General features: G+C 44.7%; 25 protein-coding genes. 23 read left to right on the top strand and 2 right to left on the bottom strand.

What is annotated here, in order from left to right:
- The first annotated feature begins 42 nt into the window (after window positions 1-42).
- The 12 genes from alaS to BHE18_RS13095 all read left to right on the top strand — a co-directional run bounded on the left by alaS (window position 43) and on the right by BHE18_RS13095 (window position 12,543).
- Complete coding sequence (gene alaS, locus BHE18_RS13150) at window positions 43-2,676, top strand: alanine--tRNA ligase (RefSeq protein ID WP_071619019.1); 2,634 nt, start codon at window positions 43-45, stop codon at window positions 2,674-2,676.
- Window positions 2,677-2,759: 83 nt separating this feature from the next.
- On the top strand, window positions 2,760-3,026 hold the full coding sequence (locus BHE18_RS13145) for an IreB family regulatory phosphoprotein (RefSeq protein WP_071619018.1): 267 nt from the start codon (window positions 2,760-2,762) through the stop codon (window positions 3,024-3,026).
- Window positions 3,027-3,029: 3 nt separating this feature from the next.
- Window positions 3,030-3,446 carry a Holliday junction resolvase RuvX gene (ruvX, locus tag BHE18_RS13140; protein WP_071619017.1) on the top strand — a complete coding sequence of 139 codons (417 nt, stop codon included), beginning with the start codon at window positions 3,030-3,032 and terminating at the stop codon, window positions 3,444-3,446.
- Between the two features lie 15 nt (window positions 3,447-3,461).
- Window positions 3,462-3,749 carry a DUF1292 domain-containing protein gene (locus BHE18_RS13135; protein ID WP_032087548.1) on the top strand — a complete coding sequence of 96 codons (288 nt, stop codon included), beginning with the start codon at window positions 3,462-3,464 and terminating at the stop codon, window positions 3,747-3,749.
- A 171-nt stretch (window positions 3,750-3,920) separates the two neighbouring features.
- Window positions 3,921-5,054, top strand: coding sequence for an endolytic transglycosylase MltG (gene mltG / locus BHE18_RS13130; protein ID WP_071619016.1), 1,134 nt, complete (start codon window positions 3,921-3,923; stop codon window positions 5,052-5,054).
- A gap of 225 nt (window positions 5,055-5,279) precedes the next feature.
- A complete protein-coding gene (locus tag BHE18_RS13125) occupies window positions 5,280-5,930 on the top strand; it encodes an O-methyltransferase (RefSeq protein ID WP_071619015.1) in 651 nt (216 codons plus the stop codon).
- Complete coding sequence (locus BHE18_RS13120; RefSeq protein WP_071619014.1) at window positions 5,927-6,856, top strand: peptidase U32 family protein; 930 nt, start codon at window positions 5,927-5,929, stop codon at window positions 6,854-6,856. Before BHE18_RS13125 ends, BHE18_RS13120 begins: the two co-directional genes overlap by 4 nt.
- A gap of 45 nt (window positions 6,857-6,901) precedes the next feature.
- A complete protein-coding gene (locus BHE18_RS13115; RefSeq protein WP_071619013.1) occupies window positions 6,902-8,173 on the top strand; it encodes a peptidase U32 family protein in 1,272 nt (423 codons plus the stop codon).
- 5 nt (window positions 8,174-8,178) lie between these two features.
- Window positions 8,179-8,814, top strand: coding sequence for a uridine kinase (gene udk, locus BHE18_RS13110; protein ID WP_071619012.1), 636 nt, complete (start codon window positions 8,179-8,181; stop codon window positions 8,812-8,814).
- A gap of 173 nt (window positions 8,815-8,987) precedes the next feature.
- Window positions 8,988-9,464, top strand: a complete 477-nt coding sequence (gene greA, locus BHE18_RS13105; protein ID WP_032087554.1) for a transcription elongation factor GreA — start codon at window positions 8,988-8,990, stop codon at window positions 9,462-9,464.
- A gap of 501 nt (window positions 9,465-9,965) precedes the next feature.
- Complete coding sequence (locus tag BHE18_RS13100; RefSeq protein WP_071619011.1) at window positions 9,966-11,708, top strand: peptidoglycan D,D-transpeptidase FtsI family protein; 1,743 nt, start codon at window positions 9,966-9,968, stop codon at window positions 11,706-11,708.
- A gap of 130 nt (window positions 11,709-11,838) precedes the next feature.
- The gene (locus BHE18_RS13095; protein WP_071619010.1) at window positions 11,839-12,543 is read left to right on the top strand and encodes a YrrS family protein; all 705 of its coding nucleotides are present in this window, start codon (window positions 11,839-11,841) and stop codon (window positions 12,541-12,543) included.
- A gap of 289 nt (window positions 12,544-12,832) precedes the next feature.
- On the opposite strand, the gene BHE18_RS13090 is transcribed toward BHE18_RS13095, so the two are convergent.
- Window positions 12,833-13,039 (bottom strand): DUF2536 family protein, encoded by a 207-nt coding sequence (locus tag BHE18_RS13090; RefSeq protein WP_032087557.1) that lies wholly within the window; start codon window positions 13,037-13,039, stop codon window positions 12,833-12,835.
- A gap of 188 nt (window positions 13,040-13,227) precedes the next feature.
- On the opposite strand from BHE18_RS13090, the gene BHE18_RS13085 reads away from it, so the two are divergent.
- The 6 genes from BHE18_RS13085 to BHE18_RS13060 all read left to right on the top strand — a co-directional run bounded on the left by BHE18_RS13085 (window position 13,228) and on the right by BHE18_RS13060 (window position 18,256).
- Window positions 13,228-13,866, top strand: a complete 639-nt coding sequence (locus BHE18_RS13085; protein WP_071619009.1) for a class I SAM-dependent methyltransferase — start codon at window positions 13,228-13,230, stop codon at window positions 13,864-13,866.
- Between the two features lie 14 nt (window positions 13,867-13,880).
- Window positions 13,881-14,573, top strand: coding sequence for a 5'-methylthioadenosine/S-adenosylhomocysteine nucleosidase (mtnN, locus tag BHE18_RS13080; RefSeq protein ID WP_071619008.1), 693 nt, complete (start codon window positions 13,881-13,883; stop codon window positions 14,571-14,573).
- 145 nt (window positions 14,574-14,718) lie between these two features.
- Window positions 14,719-15,642 carry a PLP-dependent cysteine synthase family protein gene (locus BHE18_RS13075; RefSeq protein WP_071619007.1) on the top strand — a complete coding sequence of 308 codons (924 nt, stop codon included), beginning with the start codon at window positions 14,719-14,721 and terminating at the stop codon, window positions 15,640-15,642.
- A gap of 2 nt (window positions 15,643-15,644) precedes the next feature.
- Window positions 15,645-16,781, top strand: coding sequence for a bifunctional cystathionine gamma-lyase/homocysteine desulfhydrase (locus tag BHE18_RS13070; protein WP_071619006.1), 1,137 nt, complete (start codon window positions 15,645-15,647; stop codon window positions 16,779-16,781).
- Window positions 16,782-16,884: 103 nt separating this feature from the next.
- Entirely contained in the window at window positions 16,885-17,127 is a 243-nt protein-coding gene (locus tag BHE18_RS13065; protein ID WP_032087562.1) for a YrhC family protein, read from the top strand.
- Between the two features lie 988 nt (window positions 17,128-18,115).
- Window positions 18,116-18,256, top strand: coding sequence for a YrzI family small protein (locus BHE18_RS13060; RefSeq protein WP_081941084.1), 141 nt, complete (start codon window positions 18,116-18,118; stop codon window positions 18,254-18,256).
- A gap of 531 nt (window positions 18,257-18,787) precedes the next feature.
- On the opposite strand, the gene BHE18_RS13055 is transcribed toward BHE18_RS13060, so the two are convergent.
- Window positions 18,788-19,288 (bottom strand): GNAT family N-acetyltransferase, encoded by a 501-nt coding sequence (locus tag BHE18_RS13055; RefSeq protein ID WP_071619005.1) that lies wholly within the window; start codon window positions 19,286-19,288, stop codon window positions 18,788-18,790.
- Between the two features lie 155 nt (window positions 19,289-19,443).
- On the opposite strand from BHE18_RS13055, the gene BHE18_RS13050 reads away from it, so the two are divergent.
- From BHE18_RS13050 to arsA, 5 genes are all read left to right on the top strand, one after another.
- Window positions 19,444-19,788 (top strand): ArsR/SmtB family transcription factor, encoded by a 345-nt coding sequence (locus tag BHE18_RS13050; protein ID WP_071619004.1) that lies wholly within the window; start codon window positions 19,444-19,446, stop codon window positions 19,786-19,788.
- A gap of 19 nt (window positions 19,789-19,807) precedes the next feature.
- Complete coding sequence (locus tag BHE18_RS13045; RefSeq protein WP_071619003.1) at window positions 19,808-21,097, top strand: arsenic transporter; 1,290 nt, start codon at window positions 19,808-19,810, stop codon at window positions 21,095-21,097.
- Between the two features lie 32 nt (window positions 21,098-21,129).
- Entirely contained in the window at window positions 21,130-21,549 is a 420-nt protein-coding gene (gene arsC / locus BHE18_RS13040) for an arsenate reductase (thioredoxin) (RefSeq protein WP_071619002.1), read from the top strand.
- Between the two features lie 85 nt (window positions 21,550-21,634).
- Entirely contained in the window at window positions 21,635-22,000 is a 366-nt protein-coding gene (arsD, locus tag BHE18_RS13035; RefSeq protein ID WP_071619001.1) for an arsenite efflux transporter metallochaperone ArsD, read from the top strand.
- A 15-nt stretch (window positions 22,001-22,015) separates the two neighbouring features.
- Complete coding sequence (arsA, locus tag BHE18_RS13030; RefSeq protein ID WP_071619000.1) at window positions 22,016-23,791, top strand: arsenical pump-driving ATPase; 1,776 nt, start codon at window positions 22,016-22,018, stop codon at window positions 23,789-23,791.
- Window positions 23,792-23,801 lie beyond the last annotated feature (10 nt).

Below are 23,801 nucleotides of genomic sequence, written 5' to 3'. Positions count from 1 at the left end.
GTATGCTTTTTTATCTACATACTAACTAAAGGAGGAAGAAAAATGAACAAGTTAACCGGCGCACAAATCCGCCAAATGTTTTTAGATTTCTTTAAAGAAAAAGGACATGGTGTAGAACCAAGCGCTTCTCTCGTCCCGCATGAAGATCCATCACTTCTTTGGATCAACAGCGGTGTAGCTACATTAAAGAAATACTTTGACGGGCGTGTCATTCCCCAGAATCCAAGAATCGTCAATGCACAAAAGTCCATACGCACAAATGATATTGAAAATGTCGGTAAGACGGCGCGCCACCACACATTCTTTGAAATGCTCGGCAACTTCTCGATCGGCGACTATTTCAAACTGGAATCGATCGAATGGGCATGGGAATTCCTGACGGATAAAAAATGGATCGGATTCGATCCTGAAAAATTATCGGTTACCATTCACCCTGAAGATGAAGAAGCATTTGACATTTGGAACCAGAAAGTCGGTGTCCCTGCCGAACGCATCATCCGAATCGAAGGCAACTATTGGGATATAGGAGAAGGCCCGAGTGGACCAAATACGGAAATATTCTACGACCGAGGCCCGGAATACGGAGACGACCCTAAAGATCCTGAATTATATCCAGGCGGCGAAAACGACCGTTATCTTGAAGTATGGAATCTCGTGTTCTCCCAGTTCAACCATAATCCTGACGGAACATATACACCGCTCCCTAAGAAAAACATCGATACAGGTATGGGGCTTGAACGAATGGCCTGCGTCGTCCAGGAAGTCCCTACCAATTTTGATACAGATTTATTCATGCCGATCATGAGGGCAGTCGAAAAAATTTCTGGAAACACTTACGGTCGAAAAGAAGAAATCGATATAGCTTTCAAAGTGATTGCCGATCATATCCGTACTGTTTCGTTTGCAATCGGTGACGGGGCTCTTCCTTCAAATGAAGGCCGCGGCTATGTGTTAAGACGTTTACTTCGCCGTGCCGTCCGCTTTGCAAAACAGATTGAAATCAATCGTCCGTTCATGTATGAATTGGTACCTGTCGTATCAGAAATCATGGTCGATTTCTATCCAGAGGTAAAAGAAAAAGCGGAATTCATCCAAAAAGTGGTGAAAAACGAGGAAGAACGCTTCCACGAAACATTGAATGAAGGTCTTGCGATTCTTTCTTCCATTGTGGAAAGAGAGAAGAAAGCTGGAAGCGATACGATCCCAGGGGAAGATGTATTCAGACTTTATGATACATACGGGTTCCCTGTCGAGTTAACGGAGGAATATGCTGAAGAGGAAGGACTTTCAGTCGATCATGCAGGCTTTGAGCGGGAAATGGAAGGCCAGCGTGAAAGAGCGCGGGCAGCTCGCCAGGATGTCGGGAGCATGCAGGTGCAGGGGGGCATCCTCAGTGATATCACGGCAGAAAGCAAATTTGTCGGTTATGACAGCCTGGAAGCAACTGCTGTCGTCCTTGAGGTACTGGTCGATAAAGAACGCCAGCCGAAAGTCGATAAAGGCCAGGAGTTCCAGTTCATCCTCGATCAGACTCCTTTCTACGCTGAAAGCGGCGGACAGATCGGGGATAAAGGATATCTTGAAGGCGATGGTGTGCGTGTATATGTAACCGACGTTAAGAAAGCACCAAATGGGCAAAATCTTCACTCTGCAGTCGTCGAAGAAGGAACCTTGAAAAAGGATCAAAAAGTAACAGCAAAAGTTTCACGGAATTCCAGGAAGAACGTGGAGAAGAATCATACTGCTACACATCTTCTGCACCAGGCATTGAAGGAAGTTCTTGGTGAGCACGTAAACCAGGCCGGTTCACTTGTGGAACCTGACCGCCTTCGCTTTGATTTCTCTCATTTCGGATCAGTAACTGTTGAAGAAATGGAAAAAATCGAGAGCATCGTGAATGAGCAGGTATGGAAAGCCTTGACCGTGAATACAGATCTTAAATCTCTGGCAAAGGCAAAAGAAATGGGTGCGATGGCTTTATTCGGTGAAAAATACGGTGAAGTTGTACGCGTTGTATCCATCGGGGAGTTCAGCCTTGAACTATGCGGAGGATGCCACGTTTCTAACACATCTGAAATCGGATTGTTCAAAATCGTGTCTGAAAGCGGCATTGGGGCAGGAACACGACGGATTGAAGCCGTCACGGGCGAAAATGCTTACAGGCTGTTGAACGATCAAGTAGCTCTCCTCAAAGAAGCAGCAAATAAACTGAAGGCGAACCCTAAAGATATCGTGAGCCGAGTGGACAGCATGATGGCTGAAATGAAAGATCTTCAAAGAGAAAATGAATCATTGGCTGCGAAGTTGTCTAACATAGAAGCAGGAAGTTTAACTGATAAAGTGAAAGTAATCGATGGCATCAACGTGCTTTCGGCTAAAGTCGGCGCCGCGGACAGCAATACATTGCGTACGATGATGGATGATCTCAAGCAGAAGCTTGGATCTGCTGTCATTGTCCTTGGTACTTCAGGGGATGGAAAAGTTAATGTCATTGCAGGCGTGACGAAAGATCTCGTCGACAAAGGTTACCACGCCGGCAAGCTGGTCAAAGAAGTGGCATCCCGATGCGGAGGCGGCGGAGGCGGCCGTCCTGATATGGCACAGGCCGGCGGTAAAAACCCTGAAAAACTTGAGGAAGCACTGCAATTTGCAGAAGAATGGGTGAAATCCGTTTAACTCTGCATTAAAGTGGTGTACAATGAAGGTAACGATGAACAATTCGTTTGTTTGAAAGACAAGCCTGAAGAGAGGTGCAAAGAATGAGTTCTTTTGACAAAACGATGCGATTTGATTTTTCCGACGAGCCATTTGAACATGATGTCAAGGAAGTCCTGCTTCAAGTTCATGATGCGCTTCAGGAAAAAGGGTATAACCCGATCAATCAAATTGTTGGGTACTTATTATCCGGGGATCCTGCGTATATCCCTAGACATCAAGACGCCAGAAATATCATCCGCCGCCTGGAGCGTGATGAAATCATCGAAGAATTAGTCAAATCGTATTTGAAACAGCATAAAGAGGGATAATACATGCGTGTAATGGGACTGGACGTTGGTTCGAGAACTGTCGGCGTTGCGATCAGCGACGCCCTCGGCTGGACTGCGCAGGGAATCGAAACAGTGAAAATCAACGAAGAAGAAGGCAGCTTTCGGATTGACCGGATCAAGGAATTAGCCGAAGAGTACGAAGTGAATACGATCATTGTCGGCATGCCTAAAAACATGAACAATACGATCGGACCGCGCGGCGAGGCATCTAAGGCTTACGGTGAACTTGTACAAAGCGAACTTTCCATCCCGGTTAAATACTGGGATGAACGCTTAAGTACGATGGCCGCTGAAAGAGTCCTCCTTGAAGCTGACGTCAGCAGGAAGAAGCGCAAAAAAGTAATTGATAAAATGGCTGCAGTGATGATCCTGCAAGGATATCTTGACAGTCAAAAATAATGAGGTGAATGCTCGATGGAACACGGAGAAAAACAAATTACAGTAGTGGACGAACAAGGGAACGAACAGCTTTGTGAAGTCCTATTCACATTTGAGTCAGACAAATTCAACAAGTCATATGTTCTGTATTACCCGCTTGGAGCAGACGAGAATGACGAAGAAGAAATTGAAATCCACGCTTCAGCTTTCGTTCCTGGAGACGAAGGTGAAGAAGGCGAATTGAAGCCGATTGAAACTGAAGAAGAGTGGGACATGATCGAAGAAATGCTGAATACCTTCCTGGATGAAGAAGAAGGCGAATAGCCCCTGCTTTGTTGACAGGTAATAAAGGACAGGGACCGGTAAAGGGATAATTTTTATCCTTTTTGCCGGTCCCTGTTTCACTTTGTGCAAAATATTGTATAATAGGGGAGATGATGTCGAAATCACTATGACGGATATCCCGCTTTTTTGCTCGAAAGGGGGAATGGAAAAATGAAAGATAAAAATAAAATAAAAGAAACGCTTACAAAAAAACTATTGGAAAGACAGGAAGAGGCTAAAGTCATCCGGAAAATCGTCGGACTAATCTTTATTTCGCTGATCATCATAATCGGAGGCACGGCTGTCGGCGGATACCTTTACGTGAATTCTGCCCTGAAGCCGGTTGATCCGGAGGATACAAAACCAGTGAAAGTGGAGATCCCGATTGGATCGGGAGTCACTTCGATAGGAAAGATCCTTGAAGAAAACGGCATTGTTAAGAATTCGACAGTCTTTAAATATTATGTGAAATTCAACAATGAGTCGGGTTTTCAGGCCGGTTCCTATGATTTGACGCCTTCGATGACACTTAACGAAATCGTCAACAGCTTAAAGACCGGCAAGGTCATGAGGAAAGCTGAATTTAAAATAACCATACCTGAGGGACTTCAACTGGATCAGATCGCAGAAATCATAGCAGATCATTCTCCGTATAAAAAAGAAGAAGTCGAGAAGAAATTGAATGATAAGAAATGGCTCGAGCAATTAAAAAAGGAATATCCGAACTTGATAACAGACGAAATAGATAATAAAGAGATCAAGAGGCCGCTCGAAGGATATCTTTATCCTGCTACGTATTCCTTCTATGAAAAGAAGCCTCCTCTGGAAGACATACTTAAGGAAATGCTTGATCAAACGGATGAAGTGCTGGCGCAGTATCGTGATTCAATGACTGACAAGGAATATACAGCACATCAACTGTTAACGATGGCCTCCCTGATTGAAGAAGAGGCGACCGAGAAAGCAGACAGAGGGAAAATATCAAGTGTCTTCTATAACCGAATCGAAGAAGAAATGCCGCTGCAAACCGATCCAACCGTCCTTTATGCACTTGGGGAACACAAGTCCCGGACAGTGTATAAGGATTTGAAAGTGGATTCTCCTTATAACACCTATAAAGTGAAAGGACTTCCGCCGGGGCCGATTGCGAATGCCGGTCTTTCATCGATTGAAGCTGCCCTGCAGCCTGAGGATACCAATTATTATTATTTCCTTGCATCTTCAAACGGATCTGTATACTATTCAGAAACACTTGAAGAACACAATGAAAAGAAAGCCAAATACATCACTAATAAATCCGAATGACACTCCCTGCAATGCATGGTGTGAATAAATTTCGGCTTAGGGAGAAGAGGAAAGAAACATTCGCTTTCCTCTTCTTCCTGTGTTAAAATAGTACAAGTTATTTTTCATAAAGATGCGTTATCTCCTGTGGATAATGACTGAAGTAGAAAGCTTAGTGAAGCTTTCTTCTTTTCATGTTGTGCAGGAGAGATAAAGCAGTTTAATAGGCGAGGATCGTGAAATCATATGATGGACGAAAAGGTTATTAATTATATAGAATCAATTACCCCGAAACGTTCTCCCCTCCTGGAGGAGATGGAACAATATGCTGAAGAACATCATGTACCCATCATGGAGCTCGTTGGTATTGAAGCGCTCCTTGGAATACTGGCTATTCAACAGCCGTCCCGGATCCTGGAAATCGGCACGGCCATTGGATACTCGGCTTTAAGGATGGCCGAAGCCCTTCCGGAAACGGAAATAACGACAATTGAACGGGACGAAGAAAGGTATAATACTGCGCAGGACTTCCTGGGACGTTCCGGCCATAAAGGACGCATTCACACCCTTTTGGGCGATGCTCTTGAACTGCAGGCCGAAGTAGAGAAAAACGGTCCTTTTGACGCCATTTTGATTGATGCGGCAAAAGGCCAGTATCAGAAATTCTTCGACCTTTATGCAGCGATGCTCTCAGAAAACGGGGTCGTTTATTCCGATAATGTCTTATTTAAGGGACTTGTAGCGGAAGAAGAAGTCGAACAGAAAAGAATCAGGAATATGGTGAAGAAACTTCAGAAATACAATGTATGGCTGATGAGTCACGACGAGTTTGAAACATCCATCCTGCCGGTGGGGGATGGAATTGCCATCAGTAAAAAAAGAGGTGAACGAAAGTGAAGAAGCCGGAGTTGTTGGTTACACCTACATCCCTTTCAGATATCGAACCTTTAGCTCATGCAGGGGCTGATGCATTCGTCATCGGAGAACAAAAATACGGGCTGCGCCTGGCAGGGGAATTTACACAAGAAAAAGTAAAGGCGGCCATAGATACTGCCCACGGCCTGGGCAAAAAGATATACGTCGCGATGAATGCGATTTTCCATAATGATAAGGTCGCTGACCTTGAAGAGTACATTTCATTCTTGAAGGATGCAGGGGCAGATGCAGTCCTTTTCGGAGACCCTGCCGTTTTGATGGCAGCACGAACTGCGGCACCCGATATGAAGCTTCACTGGAACACGGAAACAACAGCAACGAATTGGTATACATGCAATTACTGGGGAAGAAAAGGTGCTGCGCGTGCGGTGCTTGCCCGTGAACTCAGCATGGATTCCATTGTGGAAATCAGGGAAAACGCGGAAGTGGAGATCGAGGTTCAGGTTCATGGCATGACTTGCATGTTCCAGTCAAAACGGTCCCTCCTCGGCAACTACTTTGAATATCAAGGTAAAGTGATGGAAGTGGAAAACCGCAGGCAGCAGAAGAATATGTTCCTTCATGACCAGGAGCGTCATAATAAATATCCTATTTTCGAAGATGATAACGGCACTCACATCATGAGCCCGAATGACATGTGCATTATAGACGAACTAGGTGAGATGATTGAAGCAGGTGTCGATTCTTTCAAGATTGACGGTGTTTTGAAATCCTCTCAATATCTTGTGGAAATCACAAAACTTTACAGAAAAGCGATTGATCTGTTTGTGCAGGATGAAGACCTATACGAGGAGCAGAAGGACGGGCTGTTAGAAGAAGCAAAACGGCTTCAGCCTGAAAACCGCCCTCTGGATACAGGATTTTTCTTTAAAGAAACGGTCTATTAAACCAGATAGTTGAAAGATGGAAAGAACGGAGGAGTTGCGTTGACCATGGTTGTAAAAGAACCAATCTCTAACGTAGTTGACGGTAAACGTGTTATCGTGAAGAAACCGGAGTTATTGGCACCTGCAGGTAACCTTGAAAAATTAAAAATAGCCGTGCATTATGGTGCGGATGCAGTTTATATCGGCGGACAGGAATTCGGCCTCCGCTCGAATGCCGGCAATTTCACATTGGAAGAAATGAAAGACGGCGTGGAGTTCGCGCGGAAGTATGGTGCAAAGATTTATGTAACGACTAATATCTATGCCCATAACGAAAATATGGACGGGCTGGAAGAATACTTGATGGGCCTGCAGGAAGCCGGAGTTGCCGGAATCATCGTCGCAGACCCTCTTATCATCGAGACCTGCAGGCGTGTTGCACCGAAAGTGGAAGTCCATTTAAGTACCCAGCAAAGTTTGTCGAACTGGAAAGCAGTGCAGTTCTGGAAAGAAGAAGGACTTGACCGCGTTGTATTGGCGCGTGAAACAAGTGGTGAAGAAATCCGTGAGATGAAGGAAAAAGTGGATATCGAAATCGAGACGTTCATCCATGGAGCCATGTGCATTGCCTATTCAGGCCGCTGTACACTGAGCAATCATATGACAGCGCGCGATTCAAACAGGGGTGGATGCTGTCAATCCTGCCGGTGGGATTATGACCTCTATCAGCTTGAAGGCAGCGATGAACAGGCTTTATTCAGTGAAAACGATGCTCCTTTCGCCATGAGTCCAAAAGATTTGAAGCTCGTTGAATCGATTCCAAGAATGATCGAACTCGGAATCGACAGTCTTAAAATCGAGGGACGCATGAAATCGATACATTATGTTGCAACAGTGGTGAGCGTCTATCGCAAGGTCATCGATGAATACTGTAAAGATCCGGACAACTTCAAAATCAGGAAAGAATGGCTTCAAGAACTTGAAAAATGCGCCAACCGCGAAGCGGCTCCTGCTTTCTTCGAGGGCGTCCCGGGGTTCAAAGAGCAGATGTTCGGTGTTCATGATAAAAAGAATACAAATTTTGAATTCGTCGGGCTCGTGCTTGGTTACGATGAGGATACAGCGATCGTAACGCTGCAGCAGCGAAATCATTTTAAGACAGGACAGGAAGTGGAATTCTTCGGACCTGAAATTTCCAATTTCACTCAAGTGATCGGACAGATGTGGGATGAAAAAGGAAATGAGATGGACGTGGCACGGCACCCGCTGCAAATTGTAAAGTTCAAAGTTGATCAGAAAGTCTACCCTGACAACATGATGCGAAAGGAGAACAAGTAAACGTTATGAAGCATAAACCCGTTGTTATTGGTGTAGCAGGAGGTTCGGGATCTGGAAAGACTAGTGTGACAAAAGCCATTTATGAGCAATTCCAGGGCCACTCGATTTTAATGCTGCAGCAGGATTATTATTACAAAGATCAATCTCATCTTCCTTTTGAAGAGCGGCTGAAGACCAATTATGATCATCCGCTGGCCTTCGATAATGATCTTCTCATAGAGCATTTGAACGAACTTTTGAATCACCAGCAGGTGGAGAAGCCTGTTTATGATTATAAAATGCATACGCGTTCAGATGATACTATTTCGGTAGAACCGAAGGATGTTATTATTTTAGAGGGGATTTTAGTATTAGAAGATGAAAGATTGCGCAACTTAATGGATATCAAGCTTTATGTCGATACGGATGCCGATCTCCGCATCATCAGAAGAATGCTCCGCGACATCAAAGAAAGAGGCCGTTCCATCGATTCAGTGATCGATCAATACATCACGGTGGTGCGCCCTATGCATAACCAATTCATCGAACCGACGAAACGTTATGCAGATGTCATCATCCCTGAAGGCGGCCATAATCACGTGGCAATCGATTTAATGGTAACAAAAATTCAAACAATTCTTGAACAAAAGTCATTTTTGTAATACGATAACATAGATAAACATATATAGGTTAAATTCCCAAAATGTTAAGGTGCCGGGGAATGAAGGAGAAGAACCAGTCCCTTCATTCCCTGCCTTTACATTTTCAAGACATCATGAAGCACTACATACTAAAGCCTGGGAAGCTTTAAGACAGTTAAGGAGTGAAGAGGGTCATGAGTACAGAAAAAGTATACCCGATGACATTAGAGGGTAAAGAAAAATTAGAGAAAGAATTAGAAAATTTAAAAACGGTAAAACGCAAGGAAGTAGTGGAGCGCATCAAGATTGCCAGAAGTTTCGGGGATCTATCCGAAAACTCAGAGTACGATGCAGCGAAAGACGAGCAGGCATTCGTGGAAGGCCGTATCTCCACGCTCGAAAACATGATCAGAAACGCCAAGATCATCCAGGAAGATGACATGAATTCAGATACAGTCCAGTTGGGTAAGAAAGTCACGTTCGTGGAATTGCCTGACGGTGACGAAGAAACATACACAATCGTAGGGAGTGCGGAAGCAGATCCATTCGAAGGGAAAATCTCCAATGATTCCCCTATCGCGAAAAGCCTTCTTGGTCACAAAGTAGGAGAAAAAGTGTCCGTTCAGACTCCAGGCGGAGAAATGAGCGTCAAGATTGTAGAAGTAAGCTGATTGATTTTAATGAGGAAGAAACTCTATACAGGGTTTCTTTCTTTTTTTTGCAGAGACATCGGGAAAGTATTATTTCATGTTTGTTGTAATGAAACTTTTATTGGATGAATTTAGCTGCATCATTCAAAAAATGCTGAAATGAGAAGCGATATTAAAGGAAACCAAACAAGTTAGTGTATATTTTCATGGTTTGTAAGCGTTTCGTCGGTGATAAATTTGTTAGGAAGAGCAAATATGATCCTAATCTGGAGAATACGATCCTAATTCACGAAATACAGTCCTGAATCAAAAAATACAATCCTAAATCCGAAAATACGATCCTAAATCCGAAAATACGATCCTAAATCCTGATTTATGATCTTATAATAATGATTCTAATTTAGGTCCCCGCACCACCCCAGATCCTTCCTATCGGACTACCGGATTCTAATAGGCCGCATACTTACCCCCAACGGTTAGAACTTTAAAATCTCGTCAACAATGTAGACGAGGTGAAGACGGATGATACGAAAACGGATGAGATGGCTCAGCATCTTGCTGCTTCTGGGTATTATACTGCTGTCTGCCAGATTGATGCAGCTCCAGTTATTTCAGACAGAGTCGTTTTCCAAGCATAAAATCAATCTGATTGAAGAGAGTGTGGCCCAGCGCACACAGCAGCTCGTCATTGATGAAGGCAGGGGGCAGTTTCTTGACCGCAATGGGAAGCCGCTTACGTTTCAGGAGAAAAACGTGCTGGTCTTATTTCCTTTTCTGAAAAGAATGGATTGGCCGGTGGAGGAAGTGGCACGTATCCTCCATGTGACTCCAGATATCATTGAAACCAAGATTGAACAAGCCAAAGGACCGATTGTATTCGGTGGAAAAGAGGCGTTTCAGCTTTCTGAAGATCAGATGAATGAAATCAACGGGCTGAAGATTCAGGGTGTATTTGCCGTTACCAGGAAATTTAAAAGCGGCCATATCCCGGCATCACAGCTGATTGGCATAACGGGTGAAAACACGGAAGAATTCCATGAACGCTATCCTGATAAAGTGAAGGGTATACACCAGAAGATAGGTGTGACGGGAATGCAGGGGATCTTTGATGAATGGCTGATTTCCGAAGAACAGTCAAAGCTGATTTATCATGTTGATGCAAACGGGGGACCTTTATTCGGGGCAGATGTGAAGTATCTCGCTCCAGCCAATCCGTTTTATCCCCTCAATGTCAAAACGACCATCGACATGGACATTCAGCAGGCATTGGAAGAGGTGGCAGATCAGTACAAAATTGAAAAAGGCGGCCTGCTCCTGCTGGATATAGAGAATAGTCAGATACTTGCGGATGTTTCGCGTCCGGCAATGAAAAATAGTGACCCGTTCAGCGGGGGAGCTGACAATTACATGCTCAAAGCACTGGCGCCGGGTTCCGTTTTTAAAACCGTCGTGGCTGCGGCCGCAATGGATGAAGGGATTGTCGATGAATCCCGGATGTTCGACTGTGATAAAAATATTTACGGGGCATCTGCTGAAAAGCCGCACGGCAAGATCAATATCAAGTCGAGCATCGCGGTAAGCTGCAACAGGACATTCGCCGACCTTGCCAAAGAGCTGGTGGAAAATGACCCTTACTCCCTGGAGGAATATGCTGAAAAGCTCGGCTTATTAGGGGACATTGCATGGAAAGGGGATGTGTTCCATTATGAGGACTTTTCGCAGCTGCAAGTGAGCAAGGGCAGGGTCTTTGTCTCCGATGATGAGCGTCAAGACCTCAATTACATCGCTCAAACCGGAATCGGGCAGAGGGAAGTGAGGGTCACTCCGCTCGGACTCGCCAATATGATGGCAACGATTGCAAGGGGGGGCGAAAAATATATGGTCAGTGCAGCGACGTCCATCGACTATCAAAACGGGACAAGCATGTTTTCTTTTCCGCGGAAGAAGATGGGGGGAGAGAAGATAACTCCTTTCACTGCCATGAAGCTCCAGCAGTATTTGCGCGGAGTGGTCAACTCGCCTGAAGGCACCGCCCCTTATTTGGACACCGCCCTTTATCCGATTGCAGGTAAGACGGGAACGGCCCAGACGGGGAAAAAAAGTGAAGGCAGGGAATTGTATAATAAATGGTTTGCCGGCTATTTTCCATTTGAAAATCCCAAGTATGCGCTGGTGGCGGTCAATATGGATGTCCACATTGATGAAGGGGGCATCTACCCGATTTTCAAGGACAGTGTGGATGCTGTCCATAAACTCCGTGAATGAGTAAAACTTCCCGTCCCTGAAAGTCCATTCTCGCCGGCACTTAGAAAATGGTACTTAAAATGGTACATGTTTCGCTTTATTATTCTGACTCTATCATGTTAAAATGTTTAGGATAATAGGAGGGAATCTTATGGCGAAATATAATTCTCGGTTAGACCGACGCTCTAAAAATAAAACAAATACAGTCTTAAACATAGCGATCGCTGTTGTTGTCCTCTTGATCGTCGTGGTAGGCGCGACGATTCTGACCGGAAACGGTTCCGATAAAGATAAGGCATCAACAAGCGTTGAAAACAGTGACAAAACCACCACTGAAAACAGTGCGGATAAAGACAGCAAAACGAAAGAAAAAAAGGAAGATGACTCAGTTTCCATGAACGAGGAATCTAACGAATCAGAAGACAAAAAAGAAAAAGAGAAAGATAAAAATAAAGAAGAAGAGAAAGAAGATACTCCAGAGGAGAAGAAATCCGTTGCGCTTGACGACAGTGATGCACAGGTAGAAGAAGGCACCGAACCAAATGTGGAGAAAACGATTGTCCATCCTGATTGGCAGCCTGTCGGAACAGAGCAGTCAGGGGAGCATGTGTCTTCATATGAGACGGGCAGTGTCGATTGGCAGGAAAAAGAGAAAGCTCTATCCTATGCAACCGGCATCCCTCAGGACAACATGACGGTATGGTTCATCGAAGGTAACGGCGGACCGCAAAAATCCATCGGTACCGTGACTGAAAAAGGCGGTGCAACGGCTTATCGCGTATATCTGCAGTGGGTAGACGGACAAGGATGGCAGCCGACAAAAGTTGAAGAACTGAAAGAAAACGATAAAGATTAACTAGAAGAAAGCTCCGGGGAGTATGCCCGGAGCTTTCTTTATTGTCCAGCTGCGGCGGCTAGAGACTCGAGGTCATAAGCCAAGACCCCCGAAAAGGCAAAAGGCGCCTTTCCGGGGGTCTTGGCTTATGCTTGTCGTCTCTGAGCGAGCCGCCTCCGCTTTTCGATTGTCCAGCTGCGGCGGCTAGGAGCTCGAGGTCATAATATGAACTTACCAGAAAGGCAAAGTGCGCCTTTCCGGTAAGTTCATATTATGCTTGTCGCTCCTAATCAAGCCGCCTCTGCTTTTCTTATTTATTCACCTTGAAATGGACGGCGGCTGTGTAGTACCTTCTTCCATTTTCATCAATGGCGACTTGATGCTGCACGGAATGTACGCCGAGCATGATTGCTTTGTTGTGTTCGATTTGTTCCTCTATTTTTTTCTCAAGGATCTGTAATCGATCGGCTTCGAAAAACTCCACTTTATCTTGAATTAAATCGAATGAAATATTCATGGGGGGATTCCTCCTGTATTCCTCATTTTCAAACTGTTCCACTCCCATTTTAGAGTGCAATCGCTATTTTTACAATTTATAATTGTTGAATTTGTCATAGGTATATGATAATTTAATAACAGTTTTAGAAATAATTCATAGTATATTGATAGGAATTATAAACTTTATTTAAAACTGGGGTGCTTAGGATGGGAAGAGAGTTCTTGGATCTGTTTGGAGACTGGGCGGATTCATACGATGATGCGGTCGCAGGGAAAGATGCCGAGTACAAGGCAGTCTTTGAAAGATATGAGGAAATCCTCGTGGAAGTCGTATCTCTATCACAAGGGACTGTAGTTGAATTCGGGCCGGGTACAGGAAATTTGACAGAAAAACTGGCTGAAGCGGACTTGAACGTGATTCCGTTTGAACCTTCCCAGGAGATGAGACTGATCGGGCAGCAGAAGCTCGGGGAGAGAGTCACATTTTTAGACGGGGATTTCCTGGAATTCAAACTGGATGAAGAGGTTGACACGATTGTCAGCACATATGCTTTTCATCATTTGACCGACGAAGAAAAAGGAAAAGCCTTTAGCATTTATGGAAACTTGCTTGCACAAGGTGGTAAAATAGTATTTGCTGATACGATGTTTGAAACAAAGCAGCACTATCACGCCGCCATAGATCAAGCTTTGGATAAAGGCTTTCTGAATCTTGCAGAAGATTTGCAACGGGAATACTATACAACACTCGATGTCCTGGAAAGTTTATTGACTTCAGAGGGGTTTTCCGTTCATTTCCGGCAGATCAACAACTTTGTCTGGATCATGGAGGCGACTAAACAATAGAAAGAGGTTTTAATGTGAGAATCGCCATCATTGGAGCAATGGAAGAAGAAGTAGCTTTACTTAGAGAAAACATTACAAATCCGCAAACCGATACGATTGCCGGGTGTGAATATACAAGCGGGACGATGAAAGGGAAAGAAGTGATCCTTCTCCGTTCCGGAATCGGAAAGGTCAACGCCGCAATGTCCACGGCTGTATTGCTGCAGCACTTTAAACCGGACGCCATCATCAATACCGGGTCAGCTGGAGGATTCGATCCTTCACTGAATGTAGGTGATGTCGTCATTTCCACAGAAGTTCGCCATCACGATGTAGATGTGACTGCGTTCGGATACGAATACGGGCAGGTTCCACAGCTGCCGGCTGCATTCACTGCTGATGAAAAGCTGAAGAAAGCCGCAGTGGAAAGTGTACGTGAACTGGGTGATGCCCAGGTCGTATCGGGCTTGATCGCAACAGGTGACTCCTTCATGAATGATCCTGCACGCGTTGAAGCGATCCGTGATAAATTCACAGGCCTTCAGGCCGTTGAAATGGAAGCTGCCGCAATCGCGCAGGTAGCCCATCAATTCGAGGTCCCGTTCGTGATCATCAGGTCTTTATCCGACATCGCAGGGAAGGAATCGGACGTCTCCTTCGAGCAATACCTGGAGAAAGCAGCCCTGCACTCTGCCAAGATGGTAATGAACATAGTGGAATCCTTATAAACATAGAGAAAAAAGCTGACCCGGGCACCCACTTTCTCTTTCTTCTTCAGACAGCAGTGGAAATTCTGCTGTGGTTTATGGAAGAATTGGAAGCAGCGGCTGCACAGGTCGGCTTTTTTCATTTCGAATAAAGGGGGGTTAGGAAATGGATGTGTACAATGGTGTTCATGAGCTGATAGGGAATACCCCTATTATGGAGCTTACACATTTTTCTTTGAAGGACGGTGTCCGTCTATTTGCCAAACTGGAATTCTTCAATCCGGGCGGCAGTATCAAGGACCGGCTGGGGCTTGAATTATTAAGAGAAGCGGAGCAATCCCGGAAAATCAAGCCTGGAGGCACCTTCATTGAGCCGACAGCAGGGAATACTGGAATCGGGCTGGCGCTTGCGGCTGTGAATTCCGGATACAAAGTGGTTTTTTGCATCCCCGAAAAATTCAGTATCGAAAAGCAGGAGCTGATGAAAGCACTGGGGGCGAAAATCATCCATACACCGACTGAACTGGGGATGAAAGGTGCCATTCATAAAGCGAAGGAACTCACGAAAGAAATTGAGAACTCCTACTATCCAGGTCAATTTGAAAATGAAGCCAACCCTTCCACATATTATAAAACATTAGGCCCGGAAGTATGGAAGCAGATGCACGGCAGGATCGATCATTTTGTCGCAGGTGCCGGAACCGGCGGAACATTCATGGGTACTTCACGGTACCTGAAAGAAATGAACCCGGAAATAAGGACAATTATTGTGGAACCTGAGGGCTCTATTCTGAATGGGGGACTGTCAGGGCCGCATAAAACCGAAGGAATCGGAATGGAATTCCTTCCGGCTTATATGGATGCTTCATACTTTGACGGAATCCATACCGTCACAGATGAGGAGGCATTCAGAAGGGTGAAGGAATTGGCAGAACGGGAAGGCCTGCTGGCAGGAAGTTCATCGGGTGCAGCACTTCACGCGGCCCTGATTGAAGCAGAAAGTGCAAAGCCGGGAAGCAATATCTTAACCATCTTCCCGGACTCAAGTGAACGTTACTTAAGCAAGAAAATATATGAAGGAGGAATCTGATCATGAAAAAGAAAACACAGCTGATCCATGGAGGAGTTGGACTCGATCCGCAGACAGGGGCCGTTTCCACACCGATTTATCAAGTAAGCACCTACAAACAGGATGAAGTGGGTAAACATAAAGGCTTTGAATACTCCCGTTCCGGCAACCCGACAAGGCATGCTCTGGAAGAACTCATCAAGGATCTCGAAGGCGGGAAAAGAGGATTTGCCTTCGGCTCAGGTATGGCAGCCATAACGGCCGTGATGATGATGTTTGACAGCGGAGACCATGTCGTACTGACAGATGATGTGTACGGCGGCACCTACAGGGTCATGACGAAAGTGCTGAACCGCCTTGGCATCGAGTCAACATTCGTCGATTCAAGTGATCTCGAAAATATCGAGAAGGCAATCCAGCACAATACAAAGGCGGTTTATATTGAAACGCCGACGAACCCTCTTTTGAAAATAACCGACATTGAAGCGGCTGCCAACCTTGCGAAGGAACACAACCTATTGACGATTGTTGACAATACGTTCAGTACGCCATATTGGCAGAACCCGTTAAGCCTCGGTGCTGATATTGTACTCCACAGTGCGACCAAATACATCGGGGGTCACAGTGATGTAGTCGCAGGGCTTGTAGTCGTCAATTCTGAAGAACTCGCAGAAGATCTGTTCTTTGTCCAGAACTCCACAGGTGGCGTATTGGGGCCGCAGGACTCCTGGCTCCTGATCAGGGGGATCAAAACGCTCGGCCTCAGAATGGAGGAACATGAAGAGAATACGAAGAAAATTGTTGAGTACCTTACCGGTCATGCGAAGGTTTCAAAAGTCTATTATCCTGGTCTGGAAACCCATCCGCATCATGATATCGCGAAGAAGCAGGCTTCAGGCTTCGGCGGCATGGTATCTTTCGATGTAGGAAGTGAAGAAAATGCAGATCGTCTATTGACCAATACTAAATACTTCACCTTGGCCGAAAGCCTGGGGGCCGTGGAAAGTCTGATTTCTGTTCCCGCCAGGATGACTCATGCCTCCATCCCGAAGGAGCGCCGCAGCGAGCTGGGGATTACCGACGGGCTTGTCAGGATCTCGGTAGGCCTTGAGGATGCAGAAGACCTGATTGAAGATCTGGAAAGAGCATTATCACGCTAGATCCCCTGCTGGAAGAACTGGTATCAATTACATGGCAGTCAGCCTGCCTGCCTATGTTACCATAGAATGAGAGGTTACTAGTTCAAAAGTAGGTGATTGCGTAATGAAGCACACACTAAATAAAAAGAAGCTGCAAGATAAAATGAATGACTTCAAACGGTATGGATTCACACTGCTTGCACTGAGTGTATTCATGTATCTCGGTGTGGTGATTCCCTCAGAAACCGTGACGGAAATCAAAACGATGACCCTGATGTCAGGCACCATCGTATTACTTGGACTGTCACTCATCTTCTTTGCCAAAGCGATAAAATATAAAAAAGATCTGCAGTCTGTGGATGAATGATATAAACCCGAATTAATTTGCATGCAAGGAAGCAAATTAGTTCGGGTTTTTTTATTTAATGATCTTGATAATCCCCGGCTCTTCCAGGGGTACCAGCGGGCTTTTGCGTGGTATAAAAAATTCTCCCTTCATGATAGGATAAGCAGGTTTCCCTTACAATTCATTTTATTACAGTATGAGGAATGCCCTGTGAAGGACATGAATAATCCTATCTAAAATAAGCGGAATTTTTCCTGTTAAGCTGTGGAATAGAATTCGATTTAGGATAAATAAGCGGAATTTTTCTGCTTAAGCACAGCAAATGACCCTTTTCCGTATTTTTTTAAGAGAATAAGGGAAATTTCTCCGCTTATTTTAGCAGTTTTTCGTGCTTTTTCTTAAATGAGGGGAATTTCTCCCCTTATCTCTCCAAATTTTCAAAGGGAATAAATTGCTAGAGTAAATCATTCAGTGGGCCTTTTAGGCTGAGCCCGCCAAGAGAGGCTTCCTGCCGCAGAGCAAACCCCCGGTTCACACTGGTGGTTTTGTTTTTTGAGGCTCACGGGCTGCCCGCGGAAAGCGAAGTCTTGCACGGAAATCAATAGCGGTGATCATGTCCCACGAACCCATTCTTCACAAAAACAGAACATTAGCCGCCTCGCATACATAGAGAGGGAATACTATGATAGAGCATGCTGCATAAATCGAAATTTGTTGAAAAGAAAATGTTTACAATTCATGGATAATTGGATATACTAACCAATGTAAGAAAAAAATCACACTAAAGGAGGTCGAAGAAAATGATCATTGCTGCAAAGAAATCTAACACAACAGAATATCGTTTTAACCATTCGACCGCTTGTGGGATGAATTTCATTTGATTCCGATTATAATTTAAATGAAGCCGCGGGGAGAATGTACTTTCCTGCGGCTTTTTTGTGCCGTGCGGGGAAGGGAACTCTGTGCGGTTTTTTACTGCCTGTAAAAGGCTTTGAAAGGGGTGATAAGTATGACACTGAATCTTTTATTCATGACGGTTACGTTTAAAAAGAAACAAGAATCGTTCGAGGAAGCAGAACATAACTGCAATGTGATGAAGCATTATGAACAAACGAAAACTAAGCAGCAGTTCACAACACACATCTATTAATGTCTGGGATTAAATGCAAATAAGGAGAGGAGAATGAAACAATGATGAACATACAGGAGAAGAAAAGAAATGCGTTATGGGTAGAGAAGGATTCTGCCTAGATATACGAAAGAGGGTGGAAGAATTGTTTCTGAATATTTTAGTCTGGACAGCTGTCTTTCATAAGAAAAAGAAAAGAAACGACAGATGATCATAAGGGGTGCCGCTTGCCAGCGGGCATCCCTTTTTGCATGGCAGCGCCGATCGTTCACAGCGGCTGTGGCCGGACACAATTCTGTCATGCATTAGTTAAAAGTTGTTCACGTTTGACCGGGGAATCGGCTGTTAAAAGTGATACATTAATAGTAAGAAGGAACGTTGATTCCTGACTCAAAAAAGGAGTGATTGTGATGTTTTCCATGATAATGGGTCTTGTCTTGACGTCTGTGATCGGGATGATCATTGCTGCTGAGGTAAGCGTGGATTAGGTGACAGCATTGAATAGATAGTTAAAAAAGCGATCCTTACACGGATCGCTTTTTTAACTCATAGCTAACTGACACCTACCGCTTTGCTTCTCCTTTCTAACAAAAGAGTATCCCGCCAAATACCGTCCATCTTACCAATTTTTTCACGACGTCCCACAACGCGGAATCCATGCTTTTCATGCAATCTGATACTTGAAACATTTTCAGGGAATATTCCCGCTTGCAGGGTCCAATACCCATGAGATTCACTGACTTCTATCAGAGCATCAAGTAGGAGGCTGCCCGTTCCCTTACCCTGATATTGAGTCGAAACATAGACACTTACCTCAGCTACCCCGGCATAAACACATCTGCCGGAAACCGGGCTCAATGCAGCCCATCCCTGTAAACAATCGGCTGTACGTGCTACAATCCTGCCCTCCTTAGCATGCCCCTTGTCCCATTGTTCCCAGGAGGGGGCTTCTTTTTGAAATGTTGCATTCCCGGTAGCTATCCCTTCTAAATATATCTCCTTTACCGCTTCCCAGTCTTCAGCTTTCATTTCCTCAATGAATAATCTTTTCATAAGATATCCACACTCTCTATTAGAATTATTCATAAATTTTACTAATATTTAGAATAAAAATTCAACTAAAAAATACTTGTTATCCATATATAAGTGAAATATTATATAAGCATAGAATAATATACTGATACTTAAGGAAGTCTGGAGGTGAGCTGATGAAAGAATCCTCTGTTGAAATCGATAAAACCGCAGGAGTACTAAAATTATTAGGAGATAAAACCCGTTTGACGATGGTGAAGATACTCGATACCAATGACTGCTGCGTATGTGAATTCGTGGAGATATTTAAGGCCAGTCAACCTGCCATCAGTCAGCACGTACGGAAACTAAAGGACGTGGGGATTGTAAAAGAAAAACGCAGGGGTCAGTGGATTATCTATTCCCTGAACCGGGACAGCGAATTTTCCCCTATGATCCAAAGCCTTCTCGATCACCTTCCAAATCAGGACTTCAAATTGAAGGAATTGGAAGAGCAGGGCTTGCGCATTTCTTGTGAATAATAGGAGGTAAGGAGCATTTATGATCATTTTAGCATCAGTGATTTTTGTCATCACCCTCGTCCTCGTCATCTGGCAGCCAAAAGGGCTTTCCATCGGCTGGTCCGCTTGCGGCGGAGCCGTATTGGCGCTGATTGCAGGGGTCGTCGATTTCAATGATGTGGTGGATGTCACATCCATCGTATGGAATGCAACGCTGGCATTCATTGCCATCATTATCATTTCACTCATACTCGATGAAATTGGATTTTTTGAATGGGCTGCCTTACATATGGCAAAGGCAGCAAAAGGGAACGGCGTGCGGATGTTCGTCTACGTTTCATTGTTGGGAGCGGTTGTGGCAGCTCTTTTTGCAAACGATGGAGCAGCGCTGATTTTAACACCCATCGTGTTAGCGATGGTACGTAACTTGAACTTCAGTGAGAAACTTGTATTTCCGTTTATCATTGCCAGCGGCTTCATCGCTGACACTACATCCCTTCCGCTAGTCGTCAGTAACCTCGTGAACATCGTGTCTGCTGACTTTTTCGGCATCGGGTTTGTAGAGTTTGCTTCCCGGATGATTGTTCCGAATTTCTTCTCATTAGGGGCAAGCATTTTGGTTCTGTATCTTTTCTTCCGTAAAAGCATTCCGAAGAATTACGATGTTTCTCAACTGAAAAAACCGGTTGAAGCGATCCGAGACCAGAAAATGTTTCGCCTTTCATGGCTGGTACTTTCCATCTTGTTGATCGGCTACTTTGCAAGTGAATTCATCGGTCTTCCTGTTTCCATCATTGCAGGGATTGTCGCTATCTTCTTTTTATCTATGGCGAGAAGGAGTGCAGCTGTCAATACGAAGACCGTAATCAAAGGCGCTCCGTGGGCAATCGTTTTTTTCTCGATTGGAATGTACGTCGTTGTGTATGGTCTTCGTAATGTAGGGCTTACCAATGTGCTGGCAGATGTCATCCAGATGACTGCTGACCAAGGTTTATTTGCAGCTACCATCGGAATGGGATTCATCGCGGCGATTCTTTCGTCCATTATGAACAATATGCCGACCGTTATGATTGATGCCCTTGCGATTGCGGATACTGATACTACCGGGGTGGTCCGCGAAGCTCTCATCTATGCGAATGTCATCGGATCTGATCTCGGACCGAAGATTACACCAATCGGGTCACTTGCGACACTATTGTGGCTCCATGTCCTATCGTTAAAAGGAGTGAAGATCTCCTGGGGGACATATTTCAAGACAGGTATCATCCTGACCATCCCAACTCTGTTCATTACATTGGTCGGGCTTTATATATGGTTATTAATTATCTAATAAACTAATAAATATCGAAGGAGAGATTCAACATGTCAAAGAAAACCATCTACTTCCTATGCACAGGCAATTCATGCAGAAGCCAAATGGCTGAAGGCTGGGCAAAAAAGCACTTAGGTGACGAGTGGAACGTATACAGTGCCGGCATCGAGGCGCACGGCTTGAATCCGAACGCCGTGAAGGCAATGAAAGAGGCGGATATCGATATCACGGATCAAACATCCGATATCATCGACCCTGAAATTTTGAATAATGCAGACTTAGTTGTTACACTTTGCGGAGATGCAGCTGACAAATGCCCTATGACGCCGCCGCATGTTAAAAGGGAACACTGGGGATTTGATGACCCTGCAAAAGCAGAAGGAACCGAAGAAGAGAAATGGGCATTCTTCCAGCGAGTACGCGACGAAATCGGTGAAAGAATCAGCCGTTTTGCTGAAACGGGCGAATAAAAAAACATAACCAAGAGATTTTTCTCTTGGTTTCTTTATTACTTAAATATAAGTAATTGCTTATAAATAATAGAGGAGTGATACGATGAAAAAAGTTGAAATCTTTGATCCGGCCATGTGTTGTTCGACGGGTGTATGCGGACCAAGTGTCGACCCCGAGCTTACCCGGATTGCATCAGCCGTTTATTCGCTTGAGCAAAAAGGATTGGACATCTTACGTTATCAGCTGACAAATGAACCTGAAAAATTCGCAGGGAATCCGGTCGTGAGCAAAATCCTACAAGAAAAGGGACCGGACTCATTGCCTTTAGTGTTGAAAGACGGTGAAGTTGTCAATATAGGAACGTACCCTGCCAATGAGGAACTGGCAGAATGGTTCAACCTTACCCCGGAAGAGTTAACTAAGAAACCTAAAGTCCGATTATCCCTGGATATAAAATCAAGGAAGTAAGAAAGGAAGGAAACTATGTTTCAACCTTATTTACCTCAACATGCTGTTAAGACTCCATTCCTTTTCATAACAGGTAAAGGAGGTGTAGGCAAGACATCGACGGCAAGTGCCACTGCACTCGATCTTGCCGATCACGGGAAGAAGGTTCTCCTCATTAGTACCGACCCTGCGTCAAACCTGCAGGACGTGTTCCAAATGGAATGTTCGAACACGCCCAAACGCGTTCCCGGTGTGGACAATCTTTTTATTAGCAACATCGACCCTGAAGAATCTGCCAGGGCGTATCGGGAAAAAGTGGTCGGTCCATACAAGGGGGTCCTCCCTGAGACTGTGGTTGCGACCATGGAAGAACAATTATCCGGCGCATGCACAGTGGAGATCGCCGCGTTCGATGAGTTTTCAGGCCTCCTATCCAATGAAGAGGTGATAGAAAATTATGATCACATCATATTCGATACAGCTCCCACTGGACATACGCTTCGTTTATTGCAGCTTCCTGCAGCATGGAATGGGTTTCTTGAAGAAAGTACCCACGGAGCGTCTTGTTTGGGTCCGCTGGCAGGCCTGTCAGAAAAAAAAGCCCTGTATGCTAAAACGGTAGAGGTCTTATCAGACAAGAAACAAACGACGTTATTGCTTGTTACAAGAGCGGACGGTCCCTCCCTTGCAGAAGCCAATAGAGCCTCCCAAGAATTAAGAGAGATCGGGCTGGTTAATCAGAACCTGCTTGTAAACGGCCTTTTAAAGGAAAGAATAAGTGACGATGCGATTTCAATTGCCTTCTATGATAAGCAGCAACAAGCTCTGTCAGCAATGCCTGAGAACCTGAAACGATTGGTCACTTATTCCCTCCCGTTTGTTTCATATTCACTGACAGGTGTAGGGAATCTGCGCCATATGTTCAAACAGGACACATTGCCGGAAAGTGAAATTCCAGATGAGGTCGATCCTTCAATAGAAACAGGAAAGTTAAAAGATCTTATTGAGGACTTAATGCGGAACGAAACTTCCCTGGTCTTCACCATGGGAAAAGGAGGGGTCGGCAAAACAACCGTTGCGTCGGCGATTGCTGTAGGGCTGGTTGAAAAGGGAGAGAAGGTCCATTTAACAACGACCGATCCGGCTGCACATATCAATTATCAATTTCATCAGGATCATTTGAATGAACGGTTGACGATCAGCAGCATTAACCCAAAAATAGAAGTTGAAAAATATAAAAATGAGGTTTTAAGTAACGCAAAAGATAATCTTGATGAAGATGGTCTGGCTTATTTAGAGGAAGATTTAAACTCTCCCTGCACAGAAGAGATTGCTTTATTTCGTGCATTCAGTGAAGTGGTTTCCCGTTCAGAGAATGAAATTGTTGTCATTGATACAGCTCCGACCGGTCATACACTCTTACTATTGGATGCAGCTGAGTCATTCAGTAAGGAAATTGAAAAGTCGACAGGGGATATACCGTCCAATGTAAAAGATCTTTTGCCAAAATTACGAAACAAACAAGAAACAGCCATCGTCATTGTCACCCTGGCCGAAGCAACTCCTGTAATGGAAGCTTCCCGTCTGCAAGAGGACCTTAAGCGCGCATCAATTTATCCTGAATGGTGGGTCATCAATCAAAATCTGTTTCAAACGAAGACAAGTGATCCGGTGTTAAAGGGAAAAGCCTTCGCTGAAAAAGAGTGGATTCTGAGAGTGCAGGAACAGTTCGCAGAAAAAACAGCGGCGATTCCCTGGATGGAAGAAGAAAAGATTGGCTATAACAAGCTGATGGATTATATGAAGTATTAATGGAGGGTAC

It is taken from the genome of Rossellomorea aquimaris (genome assembly GCF_001877785.1).
In the GTDB taxonomy this organism is placed as follows: Bacteria; Bacillota; Bacilli; order Bacillales; family Bacillaceae_B; genus Rossellomorea; species Rossellomorea aquimaris_A.
The sequence above is the reverse complement of the archived record's forward strand: the minus strand, read 5'-3'. Positions and strand labels throughout refer to the sequence as shown.